We start from the raw sequence: 15,889 nt of genomic DNA, 5'->3' as shown, positions 1-15,889 counted from the left end.
AACGCCCAAAAGAACTTAAATTCATTTTTCGAGATTTGCATGCATGCTAATTTACTGGCGAGTAAGTTCGACGTGTTCACGTACGACATGACCAAAGGGAGACCAGTGCAAATCAGCCTCCGTCCGTATACCAGTGCCGGTCTGGCGCTGGTCAGCGCCTCTGCGATCGCGATGACACCGGTGGTCGCGGCGCCGTCCCTGCCCGACATGCGGGTTGCCGATCCAGCGGTGCAGCTTTCCGCCGCCGTCAACCCGATCGAGCCGTGGTTGCAGATCTGGGAGACGTCCGAGACCAACGTCGCAAACCTCGCCGACCTCTGGTTGGAGGCGCCGGCGCCGATCCTGCAGCAGGTCATCGCCAACCAGCTTGGCTATCTCCAGCAGCTGCCCGACTTCCCCGTGATCCTCGAGGAAATGGCGGGCAACCTGCAGGCCGCACTCACGGCTCCGTTCGCCGAGGACCTCAGCACTCTGACCGACAGCCGGGCGTCGTTGTACGACATCATGATGAACGGGCTGGGCACCATTTTGCCGCCGGGAGTGCCGCCGGAATTGCAGCCGCTGTTCAAGTTCCAGACGACCTACCTCAGCGGTGTACTTCTCGGCCTGGTGGGGCCGGTGATCAATCCGGTGCTGGCGCTGGGCGCGAGCATCCACACGATCGTCGGGAACCTCACCGGCGAGAACCCCGATCTGGAGGCGGCGCTCGGCACGCTGATCAACACCCCCGCCGCCATGGTCGACAGCTTCCTCAACGGCGGCCAGCAGATCGACATCACCCCGCTGGTCAATGCATTGGGGATCGAGCACCCCTTAGATGAGTTGACCGTCAAGCTCACCTTCGGCGGCCTGCTCAGTGGGGCCGGCACGATGTTCAACGCCCTCGATTTTACCTTCAGTGACGGTAGCGGTATCGACGGCATAGGCCCGGGCTTCGTCGGTTCGCTGATAGCGCTGACCCAGACCATCGCCAAGGCCATCGGCTGGGACGGCGAGGGCAACCCGCTGGCTCCGGCGCTGAATGCGCCCGAAACGCAGAGTGCAGACGTCAACGATCCCGGCCAGGTGCCAGCGTCGGTGCTGGCTTCGCAGACGGTCACGCTGCCGACTGCGCAGGACAAGGCTCTCGACGACGCCGCGACCGAGGTTGAGACCGCTTCTGTGAGCAAGGAACCCACCGGGCCCGCTGCGGTGACCGAAGAAGAGGCCACCGAGGAAGACGTCACCGAGGAAGAGGTCACCGAGGAAGAGGTCACCGAGGAAGAGGCCACGGAGGAAGAGGCCACCGAGGACGACCTGGACACCGACCTGCTCGAGCAGAACGACGAGGAGGCCACGGGCAACCAGCACGGCGTGGTTCGCACCAACGGTCCCGAAAATGGCACCGGGGATGACCCCGATTCTGCGGACGAGCAGTCCGGCTCCGACTCCACGGACTCGGGCAACGCTTCGGATTCCGAGGCTGACGGCGACAACGGCAAGGCCGACTCAGACTCCTCGGATTCGTCGGAAGGGAGCTCCGGCAGCGACGACTGATCCTGCTGTCGTAGTTCGTCAACCATGTAAACCAATCGGTCCCTGCCCGCGAGGGCAGGGACCGATTGCGTGGGTGAGCGTTGTTTGGCGCTCCTGTGGCACTAAATGGTTGATCGCACCCACGTGGTGCCAGCAAAAACCAGTTAAGCGGGCCAGGGGGCCTGCCGCCGGTCCGATCGCGGAACCAGAGCGCTGACGCAGGCGTTGTCGAAAAATGAGCATTCCGCCCTACGAACCGCCCAAGCCGCCGCCTGCCGGCGGGGCCACCAACCTGCTGTGCCCGAAGTGCGCCGGCGTGATGAAGACGTATGACCGCAACGGCATCCACCTCGAACAGTGTGACACCTGTCGTGGCATCTTCCTGGACTTCGGTGAGCTCGAGGCGCTCACCGAGATGGAGAACCGGTTCGTGCAGGCCCCGCCGCCGCCCCCACCGCATCAGCCCGGGTACGGCTACGGTCCCGGCTGGGGCCACCGCGGCAACAAGTACTACCGCAAACAAGGCTTCGGCAGGCTGTTCTTCTCCAGCTAGAGCATTCGCACACAGGCGTCGCGCAGCAGTGCGTCGTCGGGGTGATACGCGGCGGCACAGATGACGGCGGCGCGGGCGAACGGTTCGAGCACCGGCCACGGATCGCCGTCGGGCACCGCGGGGCCGCCCGCGCCGCGGTAGGCATCCAGGAACGTCGTCCAGTCGTCGTCGGGAATCTGGCCGGCCGCCCAGAACCCGGCCGGCCGGGCCAGATCCCACGCCGGGTCACCTACACCCAGATCGTCGACGTCGATGAGCACCCAGCCTGCTTGCTGCCGGCCCAGCTGGCCGAGATGCCAATCGCCGTGCACCATTGTCGACGGCCGACCGGTCGACCCCGCGCGCCAGACCGCGTCGGGCAGCCCGGCAGCAGCGCGCCGGACCGTGACGTCAGCGGTGCCGCGCAGCATGCGGCGCAGCCGCTGCGGCCAGCCGTGCGGCGGCAGACGCCGAGGCGCCTCTTCTCGATGCAGCTGCGCCAACAGCCGGCCCGCCTGCGCCCACGGCAGGCTGTCCGGTTCGGGCGCAACGGTTTCCACGCGCGGCCATCGGGTGCGCCAGCGAGTCCCGACCGGCTCGGGCACGATGGTCAGCGGTGAGAGCAGCGACGCCGATTGTGCGGCCGCACCCAGCCGCGCGGTCAACGCCCGCGGGTCGGTGCCCGGCCGGTGCAGCTTTACGACGACGTCGCCGTCAATGACGATCTGCGCGCCGGACCGGGTCTGCACACCTCGACCGTATTACCGCTTGGGCACCGGCAGCCGGGTGGTGACACCGATCCGGTTCCACGCGTTGATGGTCAGCGCCATCGCGATCACCTGGGCCAGTTCACGTTCGGAGAAGGCCGCCGCCGCCCTGGCGTACACCTCGTCGGAGACGTGGCGATGGGTGAGGTCGGTGATCTCCTCGGTCAACGCCAGCGCGGCCTGCTCCTGCTCGGTGTAGACGCCCTCGGCCTCTTCCCACGCCGGCAGCAGGGTGAGCTTTTGCTCGACGATGCCGCGCTTGCGCGCGTCAGCAGTGTGCATGTCGAGGCAGTACGCGCAGTGGTTCAGCTGCGACGCGCGGATCTTGATCAACTCGGCCAGGTCGGGGTCGAGGTCCTTGGTCGCGGCGTTGTTGAGCAGGATCATCGCCTCGTACACCTCGGGCGACACCTGGTTCATGTTGAGACGGCGGACTTTCTCGATAGTGGTCATACCGCTAACGCTAGTCCGCAAACTCCCATCTACATGGTTCAATTTACCGGTGGATTCATGGGCCAATGCGGGGACGCGGGATCTGCATCTCGACCTCGCCGAGGCCATCACCCCCGGGGTGCGCGGTGCGCGCGAAAGGCTGCTCACGGCGCTGCGCGACGCCGTACGTACGGGGCGGCTGGCGCCCGGCATGATGCTGCCGCCGTCGCGCAGCCTGGCCGTCGACCTCGGATTGGCCCGCAACACCGTCGCCGAGGCCTACGTCGAACTGGTCGCCGAAGGGTGGCTGGCATCCCGGCAGGGCGCGGGCACCTGGGTGGTGAACGCGGCCGCGACGGAGGCGTCGGTGCGGCCCAGGGGTGTGCGGGTGGTGCCGAAGCACAACTTGATGCCCGGTTCACCCGACGTCGCGGAGTTCCCGCGCAACGAATGGGTCGCCTCGACGCGTCGGGCGCTGAGCCGCGCACCCACCGAGGCGCTGCGCATGGGCGATCCGCGCGGACGACCCGAGCTACGCGAAGCGCTGGCGGAGTACCTGGCACGGGCGCGCGGGGTACGCACCTCGCCGGAGTCGATCCTGATCTGTGCGGGTGTGCGCCACGGGGTGGAGGTCCTCGCCCGGATGTTCCGCGGACCGCGGCCGATCGCCGTAGAAGCTTACGGGCTGTTCATCTTTCGCGATGTGATCGCGGCGATGGGAATGGCGACGACGCCGATCGGCGTCGACGAGCACGGCGCGGTGGTGGATGACCTCGACACGCTCGACGTGCCCGCCGTGCTGCTCACCCCGGCGCACCACAGCCCGTTCGGCATGCCGCTGCATCCCGCGCGGCGCACCGCGGTCGTCGAGTGGGCACAACGCACCGACGGCTACGTGCTCGACGACGACTACGACGGTGAACTCCGCTACGACCGCCAGCCCGTGGGCGCGCTGCAGGGGCTGTCCCCGGATCGGGTGGTGTATCTCGGCTCGGCGAGCAAGAGCCTGTCGCCTGCGCTGCGGCTGGGCTGGATGGCGTTGCCTGCCGACCTCGTCGAGCCGGCCATCGCCGCCGCGGGCGGCTCGCAGTTCTACGTGGACGCGATTTCACAGCTGACGATGGCCGACTTCATCGCAAACGGCGAGTACGACAAGCACATCCGGCGCATGCGGTTGCGGTACCGGCGCCGCCGCGACGCGCTTGTCCAGGCGCTGCAGCCGTTTTCCCTCACGGTCAGCGGGCTGAACGCGGGCCTGAACCTGCTGCTGACCCTGCCCGACGGCGCCGAACCGGAGGTGCTGCGCCGCGCGGGCGATGCGGGTATCGCGCTAGAGGGGTTGTCGATCATGCGCCACCCGCAGGCGGGCCCGGACGTGGCCCGGCCCGACGGCGTGATCGTCGGGTTCGGCACGCCGGCCGAACACGCCTTCCCTTCCGCCGTACACGCGCTGTGCGATGTGCTCGAGTCGAGCGGGCTCCAGCGCTGAGGACCCAGCGCCGTAAGCTGCTGCGGTGGCCGAGCCCCCCATGCAGCCGAACCTGACCCTGGGCACCCAGGTATGGCGGTTCATCGTCACCGGCGGTTTCTCGGCGATCGTCGACTTCGGCCTCTACGTCGCGCTGTTGGCCGTTGGCCTGCACGTGAACATCGCCAAGACCATCGGTTTCATCGCAGGCACCACCACCGCCTACCTGATCAACCGGCGCTGGACCTTTCAGGCGCCGCCCAGCACGGCGCGCTTTCTCGCGGTGTGTGCGCTCTACGCGGTGACCTACTCCGCGCAGGTCGGCATCAACTACCTGTTGTATCTGGCGTGGGAGGACAAGCCGTGGCGGGTGCCCGTCGCGTTCGTCATCGCCCAGGGCACCGCGACGGTGATCAACTTCGTGGTCCAGCGGGCGGTCATCTTCCGGCTGCGCTGACGCGGCGCGCCCCGCGCATTTTGCAGCCAGGGTCGTTACCGGAGCGCACGGTACCCTCGTCACGATGTTCGAGACCACCACGCAACGGCTGACCGGCTGGGGGCGCACCGCCCCGTCGGTGGCCCAGGTGTTGTCGACGCCGGATGTCGAGGTCATCGCGCAGGCCGTAGCGACGACGGGTCAGCGCGGGGTCGTCGCGCGCGGGCTCGGCCGCTCCTACGGCGACAACGCCCAGAACGGCGGCGGCCTGGTGATCGACATGACCCCGTTGAACCGGATCCACTCGATCGTCGCCGAAACCGGCGTGGTCGACGCGGATGCGGGCGTGAGCCTGGACACGTTGATGAGGGCGGCGTTGCCGTTCGGGCTGTGGGTGCCGGTGCTGCCGGGCACCCGACAGGTCACGGTCGGCGGCGCGATCGCCTGCGATATCCACGGCAAGAACCATCACAGCGCCGGAAGTTTCGGCAACCACGTCCGCTCGATCGACCTACTGACCGCCGACGGCGAGATCCGGCGGTTGACCCCCGACGGGCCCGAGAGCGAACTGTTCTGGGCGACCGTCGGCGGCAACGGGCTGACCGGCATCATCCTGCGCGCCACGATCGAGATGACGCCGACGGAAACCGCCTACTTCATCGCCGATGGCGACGTCACCGCGAACCTCGATGAGACGATCGCGTTTCACAGTGACGGCAGCGAAGACAACTACACCTACTCCAGCGCGTGGTTCGACGCGATCAGCGCACCACCCAAACTCGGCCGCGCCGCGATATCACGTGGTTCGCTGGCGCGGCTAGATCAGCTGCCGGCCAAGCTGCAACGCGATCCGCTGAAATTCGATGCGCCGCAACTGCTGAACTTCCCCGATATCTTTCCCAACGGGCTGGCCAACAAGTACACGTTCGGGCCGATCGGAGAGCTGTGGTACCGCAAGTCGGGCACCTACCGCGGCAAGGTCCAGAACCTCACGCAGTTCTATCACCCGCTGGACATGTTCGGTGAGTGGAACCGGGCATACGGGCCAGCGGGTTTCACCCAGTACCAGTTCGTCGTGCCCACCGAGGCGGTCGATGAGTTCAAGGCGATCATCGTCGACATCCAGCGGTCGGGCCACTACTCATTCCTCAACGTGTTCAAGCTGTTCGGCCCCGGGAACCAAGCGCCGCTGAGCTTTCCGATCCCCGGCTGGAACGTCTGCGTCGACTTTCCGATCAAAGCCGGGCTGAACCAATTCCTCACCGACCTCGACCGGCGGGTGTTGGAGTTCGGCGGCCGGCTCTACACCGCCAAGGATTCCCGCACCACCGCCGAGACATTTCACGCCATGTACCCGCGAATCGACGAGTGGATCGCCATGCGCCGCAAGGTCGATCCCAATGCGGTGTTCGCGTCCGACATGGCCCGACGTTTGGAGCTGCTGTAAATGGTGCGCGCACATGGTTCTTGATGCGGTGGGTAACCCCCAGACCATCCTGTTGTTGGGCGGCACGTCCGAAATCGGGCTGGCGATCTGCGAGCGCTATCTGCGCGACGCGCCCGCACGCGTCATCCTGGCCGAAGTACCCGGCCACCCGGGCCGCGACGCCGCCGTCGCGCAACTCGAGGCGGCCGGCGCCAAATCCGTCGAGGTGCTCGACTTCGACGGGCTCGACACCGAGACCCATCCGAAAGTGATCGACGCCGCGTGGCGCGGCGGCGATGCCCCAAGAGATATAGATGTCGCGATCGTGGCGTTCGGCCTGCTCGGCGAAGCCGAAGAGCTGTGGCAGAACCAGCGCAAGGCCGTGCAGATCGCCGGAATCAACTACACCGCAGCGGTTTCCGTCGGTGTGCTGCTCGGCGAAAAGATGCGCGCGCAGGGTTTCGGCCGCATCATCGCGATGAGCTCGGCCGCCGGTGAACGGGTGCGCCGGTCGAACTTCGTGTACGGCTCCACCAAGGCCGGGCTCGACGGGTTCTACCTCGGGCTCGGTGAGGCGTTGCGCGAGTACGGGGTTTCGGTGCTGGTCATCCGGCCCGGCCAGGTGCGCACCCGCACCACCATCGAGCACTGGAAGGCCACCGGCGCCAAGGAAGCGCCGTTCACCGTCGACAAGGAAGACGTCGCCGAACTGGCGGTCACCGCATCGGCCAAAGGCAAGGAACTGGTATGGGCACCGGGGGTGTTCAGGTACGTGATGATGGTGTTGCGGCACATCCCGCGCCCCATCTTCCGCAAGCTCCCCATCTGATGCGCAGCGCACTGGCCACTCCGACCAAGGTCGTCGGCCAGCTGGCGGCCGGCGCGGCTGTGGCGGTCGTCGTCGCAGCCATCTCGCTGATCGCGATTTCGCGGGTGGACTGGCCGGCCTACAACTCGTCCAACCAGCTGCACGCGCTGACCACCGTCGGCCAAGTCGGTTGTCTGGCAGGGCTGTTGGCGTCTGGATGGATGTGTCGGCGCGGCAGGCGGCTGCTCGCGTGGGGCGGCGCGACGGCGTTCTTGTCCGCGTTCTCGGTGGTGACGCTGGGGATGCCGTTGGGCGCCACCAAGCTTTACCTGCACGGTATTTCGGTCGACCAGCAGTTCCGCACCGAGTACCTGGCCCGGCTCACCGACACCGCGGCCCTGCACGACATGACCTACTACGGCCTGCCGCCGTTCTATCCGCCGGGCTGGTTCTGGATCGGCGGGCGGCTCGCCGACCTGACCGGCACCCCCGGCTGGGAGATGTTCAAACCGTGGGCCATCGTCTCCATCACGATCGCAATCACCGCGGCGTTCGTGTTGTGGGCGGCGATGATTCGCTTCGAGTACGCGCTGATCGTCGCGACCGCCACCGCCGCGGCGACGCTCGCCTACGCCCCCGCCGAACCGTACGCCGCCGTCATCACCGTGCTGCTGCCGCCGGTGTTCGTGTTGGCCTGGTCCGGGCTGCGCGGGGCGACGAGACAGGGCGGCTGGGCGGCCGTCATCGCGACGGGCGTGTTCCTCGGCGTCGCCGCGCTGTTCTACACGCTGCTGTTCGCCTACGCGGCGTTCACGCTGACGCTGATGGCGCTGGTAGTGACAGTGGCGCGCTGGAGCCGCTCCGGCGGCGACATTAAGCCGAGACGCATCGAACCGCTGCTGCGGCTGCTCGCCATCGCGGCGCTCTCCGGCGCCATCGCGCTGATCGGCTGGGGACCGTGGCTGGCCGCCGCGATCCAGGGCGAGCCGGCCGACTCGGGCACCGCGCAGCACTACCTGCCATCGGTCGGCGCCGAGATGGAGTTCCCGATGCTGCACTTCACGCTGCTCGGCGCGCTGTGCATGCTCGGCACGCTGTGGCTGGTGTGGCGCGCGCGCACCTCCATCCGCGCCGGCGCGCTGGCGTTCGCCGTGCTGGCGGTCTACGCGTGGTCGCTGCTGTCGATGCTGACCACGCTGGCCGGCACGACGCTGCTGTCCTTCCGCCTCAACCCGACGCTGACCGTGCTGTTCGCCGCCGCCGGGGCGTTCGGCTTCATCGAAGCCACGCTGGCGATCGCCGCGCGCTACCGTCCGGACACAGCTAGGCGCGTCTTCGCCGCCGCCGCCACCGTCGGCGCTATCGGGGCCGTGACCTACAGCCAGGACATCCCCGACGTGCTGCGCGCCGATATCGCGGTGGCCTACACCGACACCGACGGCTACGGCGAGCGCGCCGATCGCCGCCCGCCCGGCTCGGAGCGCTACTACCGCGAGATCGACGAGAAAATCCGCGAGGTGACGGGGCTGCCGCGCAACGAGACCGTGGTGATGACCGCCGACTACAGCTTCCTGTCGTACTACCCCTACTACGGGTTCCAGGGGCTGACGTCGCACTATGCCAACCCGCTGGCGCAGTTCGAGAAACGCGCCGACGCGATCGAGAGCTGGGCCACCCTGACCGACGCCGATGCGTTCATCGAAACCCTCGACCGCCTGCCGTGGAAGCCGCCGAACGTGTTCCTGATGCGGCGCGGCGCTGATGACACCTACACATTGCGGCTGGCCTCCGATGTCTACCCCAACCAGCCCAACGTGCGTCGCTACCACGTCGCGCTCGACGAAGCCCTGTTCGACGACCCCCGCTTCGACGTCTCCGAGATCGGACCGTTTGTGCTGGCCATCCGCCTGCCCAATTACGATCAAGCCCCGTGACTGGCCAAGTCGGGGCGAACCACCGGACCGCGCGGCTGATCGCCGTCGTCGCCGGGTTGCTCGGCGCGGCCCTGGCGGTCGCGACCCCGCTGCTGCCGGTCAAGCAGACCACCGCCGAGCTGAACTGGCCCCAGGACGGGGTGCTGCAGAGCGTCAACGCACCCCTGATCGGCTACGTGGCCACCGATCTGACCATCACGATCCCGTGCCGGGTGGCCGCCGGGCTGGCCGGAGCCGACAACGCCGACCGCACTGTGTTGTTGTCCACCGTGCCCAAGCAGGCGCCCAAGGCCGTCGACCGCGGTCTGCTCATCGAACGGGTCAACAACGACCTGCTCGTCATCGTCCGCAACACCCCCGTGGTCAGCGCCCCGCTGAACCAGGTCCTCAGCCCGCAGTGCCAGTCGCTGACGTTCACCGCACACGCCGACAAGGTCACCGGGGAGTTCGTCGGCCTGGTCAAGGGATCCGATAGCGACGATCCCGGCGCGCCGCTGAGCGGCGAACGCAGCGGCTACGACTTCCGCCCCCAGATCGTCGGCGTGTTCACCGACCTGTCCGGGCCCGCGCCGCCCGGTCTGGAGTTCTCGGCCACCATCGACACCCGCTACAGCAGTTCCCCGACCCTGCTGAAACTGCTCGCAATGATCCTCGGCGTCGCGTTGACGGTCATCGCGCTGGGCGCCCTGCACGTGCTCGACACCGCCGACGGCCGCAAGGTCAAGCGCTTCCTGCCGCCACGCTGGTGGTCGTTCGGCCCGCTCGACGGGGTGGTCACCGCGGTGCTGGTGTGGTGGCACTTCGTGGGCGCCAACACCGCCGATGACGGATACATCCTGACCATGGCCCGGGTGTCGGAGCACGCCGGCTACATGGCCAACTACTACCGGTGGTTCGGCACCCCCGAAGCGCCGTTCGGCTGGTACTACGACCTGCTGGCGCTGTGGTCGAACGTCAGCACCCACAGCGTGTGGATGCGACTGCCCACGCTGCTGATGGCGCTGGCCTGCTGGTGGCTGATCAGCCGCGAGGTCATCCCGCGACTCGGCCACTCGGTCAAGACCAGCCGCGCCGCGGCATGGACGGCCGCCGGGCTGTTCCTGGCGTTCTGGCTGCCGCTGAACAACGGGCTGCGGCCCGAACCGATCATCGCGCTCGGCATCCTGCTCACCTGGTGCTCGGTGGAGCGCGGGGTGGCCACCAGCCGGCTGCTACCGGTGGCGGTCGCCATCATCATCGGCGCGCTGACGCTGTTCTCCGGCCCGACGGGCATCGCCGCGGTCGGCGCGCTGCTGGTCGCCGTCGGCCCGTTGAAAACGATTGTGGCCGCGCATACTTCACGGTTCGGCTACCTGGCGCTGCTGGCGCCGATCCTGGCCGCGGCCACCGTGACGATCATCTTGATCTTCCGCGACCAGACGCTGATCGGCGAGCTGCAGGCCAGCGCGTTCAAATCCTCCGTCGGCCCCAGCCTGTCCTGGTTCGACGAACACATCCGTTATTCGCGGCTGTTCACCACCAGCCCCGACGGCTCGGTGGCCCGCCGGTTCGCGGTGCTGACGCTGCTGTTGGCGCTGGCCGTCTCGGTGGCGATGGCGTTGCGCAAGTTCCGGATCCCCGGCACCGCGCTGGGCCCGAGCCGGCGCATCGTCGGCATCACGATCATCTCGTTTCTGGCGCTGATGTTCACCCCGACCAAATGGACCCACCACTTCGGGGTGTTCGCCGGGCTGGCCGGATCGCTCGGCGCCCTGGCCGCCGTCGCCGTCGGCGCCGCCGCGATGCGGTCCCGACGCAACCGGTCGGTGTTCACCGCGGCCGTGCTGTTCGCCACCGCGCTGTCGTTCGCCACGGTCAACGGGTGGTGGTACGTCTCCAACTTCGGTGTGCCGTGGTCCAACGAGTTCCCGGAGTGGAAGTTCGGCTTCACCACGATGCTGCTGGGCCTGTCGGTCGTCGCCCTGCTGGTGGCGGCCTGGTTCCACTTCGCCGGACGCGATTCATCCCCGCCCGGTGAACCGCGGCGCTGGCAACGAGTCGCGCAGGCACCGTTGGCGATCGCCACGTGGGGGCTGGTGGTGTTCGAGGTGGTCTCGCTGACGCTGGGTATGACGGGCCAGTACCCGGCGTGGAGTGTCGGACGGTCCAACCTCGAAGCGCTGACCGGCAAGACGTGCGGGCTGGCCGAGGACGTGCTCGTCGAGCAGGACGCCAACGCCGGCATGCTCACCCCGGTGGACGCCCCCGTCGGCGAAGCCCTGAGCGCGGACACGTCGGAAGGGTTCAGCCCCAACGGGATTCCGTCCGACCTGTCGGCCGACGAGGTGATGGGCGGGCCCGGCACCGCGACGAACTTCGCCGACACCCCCGAAGGCGACGACACCGCAGGCGAGTCCGGTACCGAGGGTGGCACCACCGCGGCCGCCGGCATCAACGGGTCACGCGCACGGCTGCCGTTCGACCTGGACCCCGCCAGCACCCCGGTGATGGGCAGCTGGCGCAGCGGCACCCAGCAGCCGGCGTCACTGCGCTCGGCCTGGTACGCGCTACCCGACAACTGGAACCAGGACGACCAGGCCGGCCTGGGGGCACCCTCCGCCCGAAGGGCAGGGGGACTGCTCGCGGTGGCCGCGGCCGGGCGCTTCGATTCCGGTGAGGTCGAAGTGCAGTGGGCCACCGACGATGACCCTGCCGACGGGGCCTCAGGCACCGTCGCGCTGGGCGACGTCGGCGCGTCCCCGGCCTGGCGCAACCTGCGGGTCCCGCTGGACGCGATCCCCGGTGACGCCACCCGGGTGCGGCTGGTCGCCACCGACGACGACCTCAACCCCGAGCACTGGATCGCGATCACCCCACCGCGCATCCCCGAACTGCGCACCCTTCAGGACGTCGTCGGGTCTGAAGATCCGGTGTTACTGGACTGGCTGGTCGGCATGGCCTTCCCGTGCCAGCGCCCGTTCGACCACCGATACGGCGTCATCGAGGTGCCGAAGTGGCGGATCATGCCCGACCGGTTCGGCGCCGAGGCCAACTCACCGGTGATGGACAACCTTGGCGGCGGCCCGCTCGGCATCACCGAGCTGCTGGTGCGCGCCACCACGGTGCCGTCGTATCTGTCCGAGGACTGGTACCGCGACTGGGGCGCCCTGCAGCAGCTGACCCCCTACTACCCGGACGCCGAGCCCGCGCGGATCGATCTCGGTTCGGCGACGCGTAGCGGGCTGTGGAGCCCGGCGCCGCTGCGCCATTAGTTTCGTCGCCTACCATCGACCCTCGTGCCCGACGACCCGTCTCATCGCATCGCGCGACTGATCGCGGCCGTCGCGGGCCTTGCGGGAGTGTTGCTGTGCGCGCTGGCGCCGCTGCTTCCGGTCACCCAGAGCACCGCCACGATCCTGTGGCCGCAGGCCGCCAACGACGACGGGTTCGTCACGGACATCACCGCCCCACTGGTGTCGGGTGCGCCGCTCGCCCTCGACGTCTCCATCCCCTGTCAGGCCGTGGCGACCCTGCCCGACGACGGCGGGCTGGTCGTCTCCACGATCCCGCCTGCCGGCATCGACGCCAGCCGCAATGGGCTGTTCGTACGGGCCACCGCCGACGTCGTCGTGGTTGCGGTGCGCGACTCCGTCGCCGCGGTCGCACCCCGGCCCGCGGTGGAGTCGGGGGCGTGCAGCACGCTGCACATCTGGGCCAACCCCGGCGAGGTCGGCGCCGACTTCCTCGGCATCCCCGGCGCGGCAGGCACCCTGGCCCCGGATAAGAAACCGCAGGTCGCTGGGGTCTTCACGGAGCTGCAGGGGCCGGCGCAGAACGGATTGTCGGCGCGTATCGACGTCGACACCCGGTTCATCAGCTCACCCACGCCGCTCAAGCTGGCCGTGATGGTGCTCGGGGTGATCTGTGTGCTCGCGGCGATCGTGGCGCTGGCGGTGCTGGACCGCACGTCGGGACGACGGGTGCCGCGCGGCTGGCGGCGGTTCTGGCGCGTCGGGGCGTGGCACTGGCTGGCCGACATCGGCGTGGTCGGCACGCTGCTGCTGTGGCATCTGATCGGGGCGATCTCCTCCGACGACGGCTACAACCTCACGATCGCCCGGGTGTCCGACGAGGCGGGCTACACCGCGAACTACTTCCGCTACTTCGGCGCGACCGAGGCGCCGTTCGACTGGTACCAGTCCGTTCTGGCACAACTGGCCCAGGTCAGCACCGCCGGGGTGTGGATGCGGCTGCCGGCGACCCTGGCGGCGGTGGGCACCTGGCTGCTGATCAGCCGCTGTGTGCTGGCCCGGCTGGGTCCCGGCGCGGCGGGCCTGGCCGGCAATCGGGTCGCGGTTTGGACGGCCGGCGCGGTGTTTCTGGCCGCGTGGCTGCCGTTCAACAACGGGTTGCGCCCCGAACCGCTGATCGCGTTCGGGACGATCACCGCCTGGATGCTCGTGGAGAACGCGATCGGCACCCGGCGGCTGTGGCCCGCGGCGGCGGCCGTCGTCGTGGCGGTGTTCTCGGTGACCTTGGCGCCGCAGGGCCTCATCGCGCTCGCACCGCTGCTGGTCGGCGCCCGCGCCATCGTGCGCACCATCCGGGTGCGGCGCCCGGTCGCCGGCATGTGGCCCCCCCTGGCCGCGCTGGCGGCGTCGGCGGCTCTGATCTTCGTGGTCGTCTTCCGCGATCAGACGCTGGCCACGGTCGCCGAGTCCGCCCGCATCAAGTACAAGGTCGGCCCCACCATCGCGTGGTATCAGGACTTCCTGCGCTACTACTTCCTCACCGTGGAGGACAGCGTCGACTCGTCGCTGACCCGTCGCTTCGCCGTGCTGGTGATGCTGCTGTGCCTGTTCGGCATGCTCGCGGTGCTGCTGCGGCGCAGCAGCGTGCCGGGGATGGCCCGGGGCCCGGTGTGGCGGTTGATCGGCGCGACGGCGGTCGGGCTGCTGCTGCTGACGTTCACGCCGACGAAATGGGCGGTGCAGTTCGGGGCGTTGGCGGGCCTGGCAGGTGCGCTCGGCGCGGTGACCGCATTCGCGTTCGCGCGAGTCGGCCTGCACAGTCGACGCAACCTGGCGCTGTACGTCACCGCGCTGCTGTTCGTATTGGCCTGGGCCACATCGGGTATCAACGGCTGGTTCTACGTCGGCAACTACGGGGTGCCGTGGTTCGACAAACAGCCGGTGCTGGCCGGTGTCCCGGTGATGACGATCTTCTTGGTGCTGGCGATCGCGACCGGCCTGCTCGCCGCGTGGCTGCATTACCGCATCGACTACGCCGGGCACACCGAAGTGGCCGACACCCGCCGCAACCGGGTGTTGGCCTCCACGCCGCTGCTGGTGGTGGCGGTCATCATGGTGGTGCTCGAGGTCGGTTCGATGGCAAAGGGAGCCGTGCAGCGCTACCCGGTCTACACCACCGCCAAGGCGAACCTGGCGGCGCTCACTGGGTTCGCCGGGGGGACATCGGAACCAAGCTGCGCGATGGCCGACGATGTGCTGGTCGAGCGGAACACCAACGAGGGTCTGCTGCAACCGGTTCCGGGTCAGCCCTTCGGTGAATACGGCCCGCTCGGCGGCGAGGATCCCGTCGGATTCCACCCCAACGGGGTCAGCGACACCCTGGAGCCGGCGGAGCCGGTCACCGCGAACCCCGGGCTGGTCAACTCCGACGGCTCGCCCAACGAGCCCAACGTCGGTGTCGGCTACGCCGCGGGCACCGGCGGCGGTTACGGACCCGAAGGCGTCAACGGCTCTCGGGTGTTTCTGCCGTTCGGGCTGGACCCGGCCCGCACCCCGGTGATGGGCAGCTACGACGAGAATGACGTCGCGGCCGAAGTCACCTCGGCGTGGTATCAGTTGCCGCCCCGCACCCCGGACCGGCCGCTGGTGACGGTCGCCGCCGCGGGTGCCATCTGGTACTACGAGGAGGACGGCTCGTTCAACTACGGACAGTCGCTCAAACTGCAGTGGGGTGTACACCATCCCGACGGCAGCTACCAGGCGCTCGGTGAAGTGCAGCCCATCGACATCTTCCCCCAAAAGGCATGGCGTAACCTGAGATTCCCGCTGTCATGGGCGCCGCCGGAGGCGAACGTGGCACGCATCGTCGCCGATGATCCGAACCTGTCGACCGATCAGTGGTTCGCGTTCACGCCGCCGCGGGTACCGGTGCTCGAGACCGCCCAGGACTTCCTCGGATCGCAGACCCCGGTGTTGATGGACATCGCCACGGCCGCGAACTTCCCGTGCCAGCGCCCGGCCTCCCAGCACCTGGGCATCGCCGAACTACCGGAGTACCGCATCCTGCCCAACTTCAAGCAGGTGGTGTCCTCGTCGAACATGTGGCAGTCCGCCCAGGACGGCGGACCGTTCCTGTACATCCAGGCGCTGCTGCGCACCTCGGCGATTCCGACGTATCTGCGCGGTGACTGGTACCGCGACTGGGGTTCGATCGAACGCTACGACCGGGTGGTGCCCGCCTCGCAGGCACCGACGGCCGCCGTGGAAGAGGGCACCCGACGCGTCTTCGGGTGGACGCGCAACGGACCGATCAGGGCGCTGCCATGACGGGTGCCAGGAAC

11 protein-coding genes are annotated in these 15,889 nt (G+C 68.5%); 9 read left to right on the top strand and 2 right to left on the bottom strand.

Annotated features, from left to right (window positions below):
- Positions 1-105 precede the first annotated feature (105 nt).
- Together gjpA and ABQE44_RS13220 are read left to right on the top strand one after the other, a co-directional pair.
- Positions 106-1,536 carry an outer membrane porin GjpA gene (gjpA, locus tag ABQE44_RS13225; RefSeq protein ID WP_448430178.1) on the top strand — a complete coding sequence of 477 codons (1,431 nt, stop codon included), beginning with the start codon at positions 106-108 and terminating at the stop codon, positions 1,534-1,536.
- A gap of 214 nt (positions 1,537-1,750) precedes the next feature.
- The gene (locus tag ABQE44_RS13220; RefSeq protein WP_448391791.1) at positions 1,751-2,068 is read left to right on the top strand and encodes a TFIIB-type zinc ribbon-containing protein; all 318 of its coding nucleotides are present in this window, start codon (positions 1,751-1,753) and stop codon (positions 2,066-2,068) included.
- Here ABQE44_RS13220 and ABQE44_RS13215 read toward each other — a convergent pair.
- Together ABQE44_RS13215 and ABQE44_RS13210 are read right to left on the bottom strand one after the other, a co-directional pair.
- Positions 2,065-2,796: a phosphotransferase family protein gene (locus ABQE44_RS13215; RefSeq protein WP_448391790.1), complete on the bottom strand. Its 732-nt coding sequence runs from the start codon at positions 2,794-2,796 to the stop codon at positions 2,065-2,067. The genes ABQE44_RS13220 and ABQE44_RS13215 overlap by 4 nt on opposite strands.
- A gap of 12 nt (positions 2,797-2,808) precedes the next feature.
- Positions 2,809-3,267, bottom strand: a complete 459-nt coding sequence (locus tag ABQE44_RS13210) for a carboxymuconolactone decarboxylase family protein (RefSeq protein ID WP_448430176.1) — start codon at positions 3,265-3,267, stop codon at positions 2,809-2,811.
- Positions 3,268-3,316: 49 nt separating this feature from the next.
- On the opposite strand from ABQE44_RS13210, the gene pdxR reads away from it, so the two are divergent.
- The 7 genes from pdxR to ABQE44_RS13175 all read left to right on the top strand — a co-directional run bounded on the left by pdxR (position 3,317) and on the right by ABQE44_RS13175 (position 15,875).
- Positions 3,317-4,735, top strand: coding sequence for a MocR-like pyridoxine biosynthesis transcription factor PdxR (gene pdxR, locus ABQE44_RS13205; RefSeq protein ID WP_448430174.1), 1,419 nt, complete (start codon positions 3,317-3,319; stop codon positions 4,733-4,735).
- Positions 4,736-4,775: 40 nt separating this feature from the next.
- Positions 4,776-5,171 carry a GtrA family protein gene (locus ABQE44_RS13200; RefSeq protein WP_448430236.1) on the top strand — a complete coding sequence of 132 codons (396 nt, stop codon included), beginning with the start codon at positions 4,776-4,778 and terminating at the stop codon, positions 5,169-5,171.
- Between the two features lie 64 nt (positions 5,172-5,235).
- Entirely contained in the window at positions 5,236-6,597 is a 1,362-nt protein-coding gene (locus ABQE44_RS13195) for a decaprenylphosphoryl-beta-D-ribose oxidase (protein WP_448430172.1), read from the top strand.
- A 13-nt stretch (positions 6,598-6,610) separates the two neighbouring features.
- Positions 6,611-7,405, top strand: coding sequence for a decaprenylphospho-beta-D-erythro-pentofuranosid-2-ulose 2-reductase (locus ABQE44_RS13190; protein ID WP_448430170.1), 795 nt, complete (start codon positions 6,611-6,613; stop codon positions 7,403-7,405).
- Entirely contained in the window at positions 7,405-9,318 is a 1,914-nt protein-coding gene (locus ABQE44_RS13185; protein WP_448430168.1) for a galactan 5-O-arabinofuranosyltransferase, read from the top strand. Before ABQE44_RS13190 ends, ABQE44_RS13185 begins: the two co-directional genes overlap by 1 nt.
- Entirely contained in the window at positions 9,315-12,569 is a 3,255-nt protein-coding gene (locus tag ABQE44_RS13180) for an arabinosyltransferase domain-containing protein (protein WP_448391784.1), read from the top strand. Before ABQE44_RS13185 ends, ABQE44_RS13180 begins: the two co-directional genes overlap by 4 nt.
- Before the next feature lie 24 nt (positions 12,570-12,593).
- Positions 12,594-15,875: an arabinosyltransferase domain-containing protein gene (locus ABQE44_RS13175; RefSeq protein WP_448430166.1), complete on the top strand. Its 3,282-nt coding sequence runs from the start codon at positions 12,594-12,596 to the stop codon at positions 15,873-15,875.
- Positions 15,876-15,889: the final 14 nt, after the last annotated feature.

It is taken from the genome of Mycolicibacterium sp. XJ2546, assembly GCF_053483195.1.
Note: the sequence above shows the minus strand (reverse complement) of the source record. Positions and strands in the feature narration are given on the sequence as shown.

Coding starts and splice junctions, on each gene's coding strand:
- ABQE44_RS13220 (WP_448391791.1), top strand. CDS start 1,751: ATGAGCATTCCGCCCTACGAACCGCCCAAGCCGCCGCCTGCCGGCGGG.
- ABQE44_RS13185 (WP_448430168.1), top strand. CDS start 7,405: ATGCGCAGCGCACTGGCCACTCCGACCAAGGTCGTCGGCCAGCTGGCG.
- ABQE44_RS13200 (WP_448430236.1), top strand. CDS start 4,776: ATGCAGCCGAACCTGACCCTGGGCACCCAGGTATGGCGGTTCATCGTC.
- ABQE44_RS13195 (WP_448430172.1), top strand. CDS start 5,236: ATGTTCGAGACCACCACGCAACGGCTGACCGGCTGGGGGCGCACCGCC.
- ABQE44_RS13190 (WP_448430170.1), top strand. CDS start 6,611: ATGGTTCTTGATGCGGTGGGTAACCCCCAGACCATCCTGTTGTTGGGC.
- ABQE44_RS13210 (WP_448430176.1), bottom strand. CDS start 3,267: ATGACCACTATCGAGAAAGTCCGCCGTCTCAACATGAACCAGGTGTCG.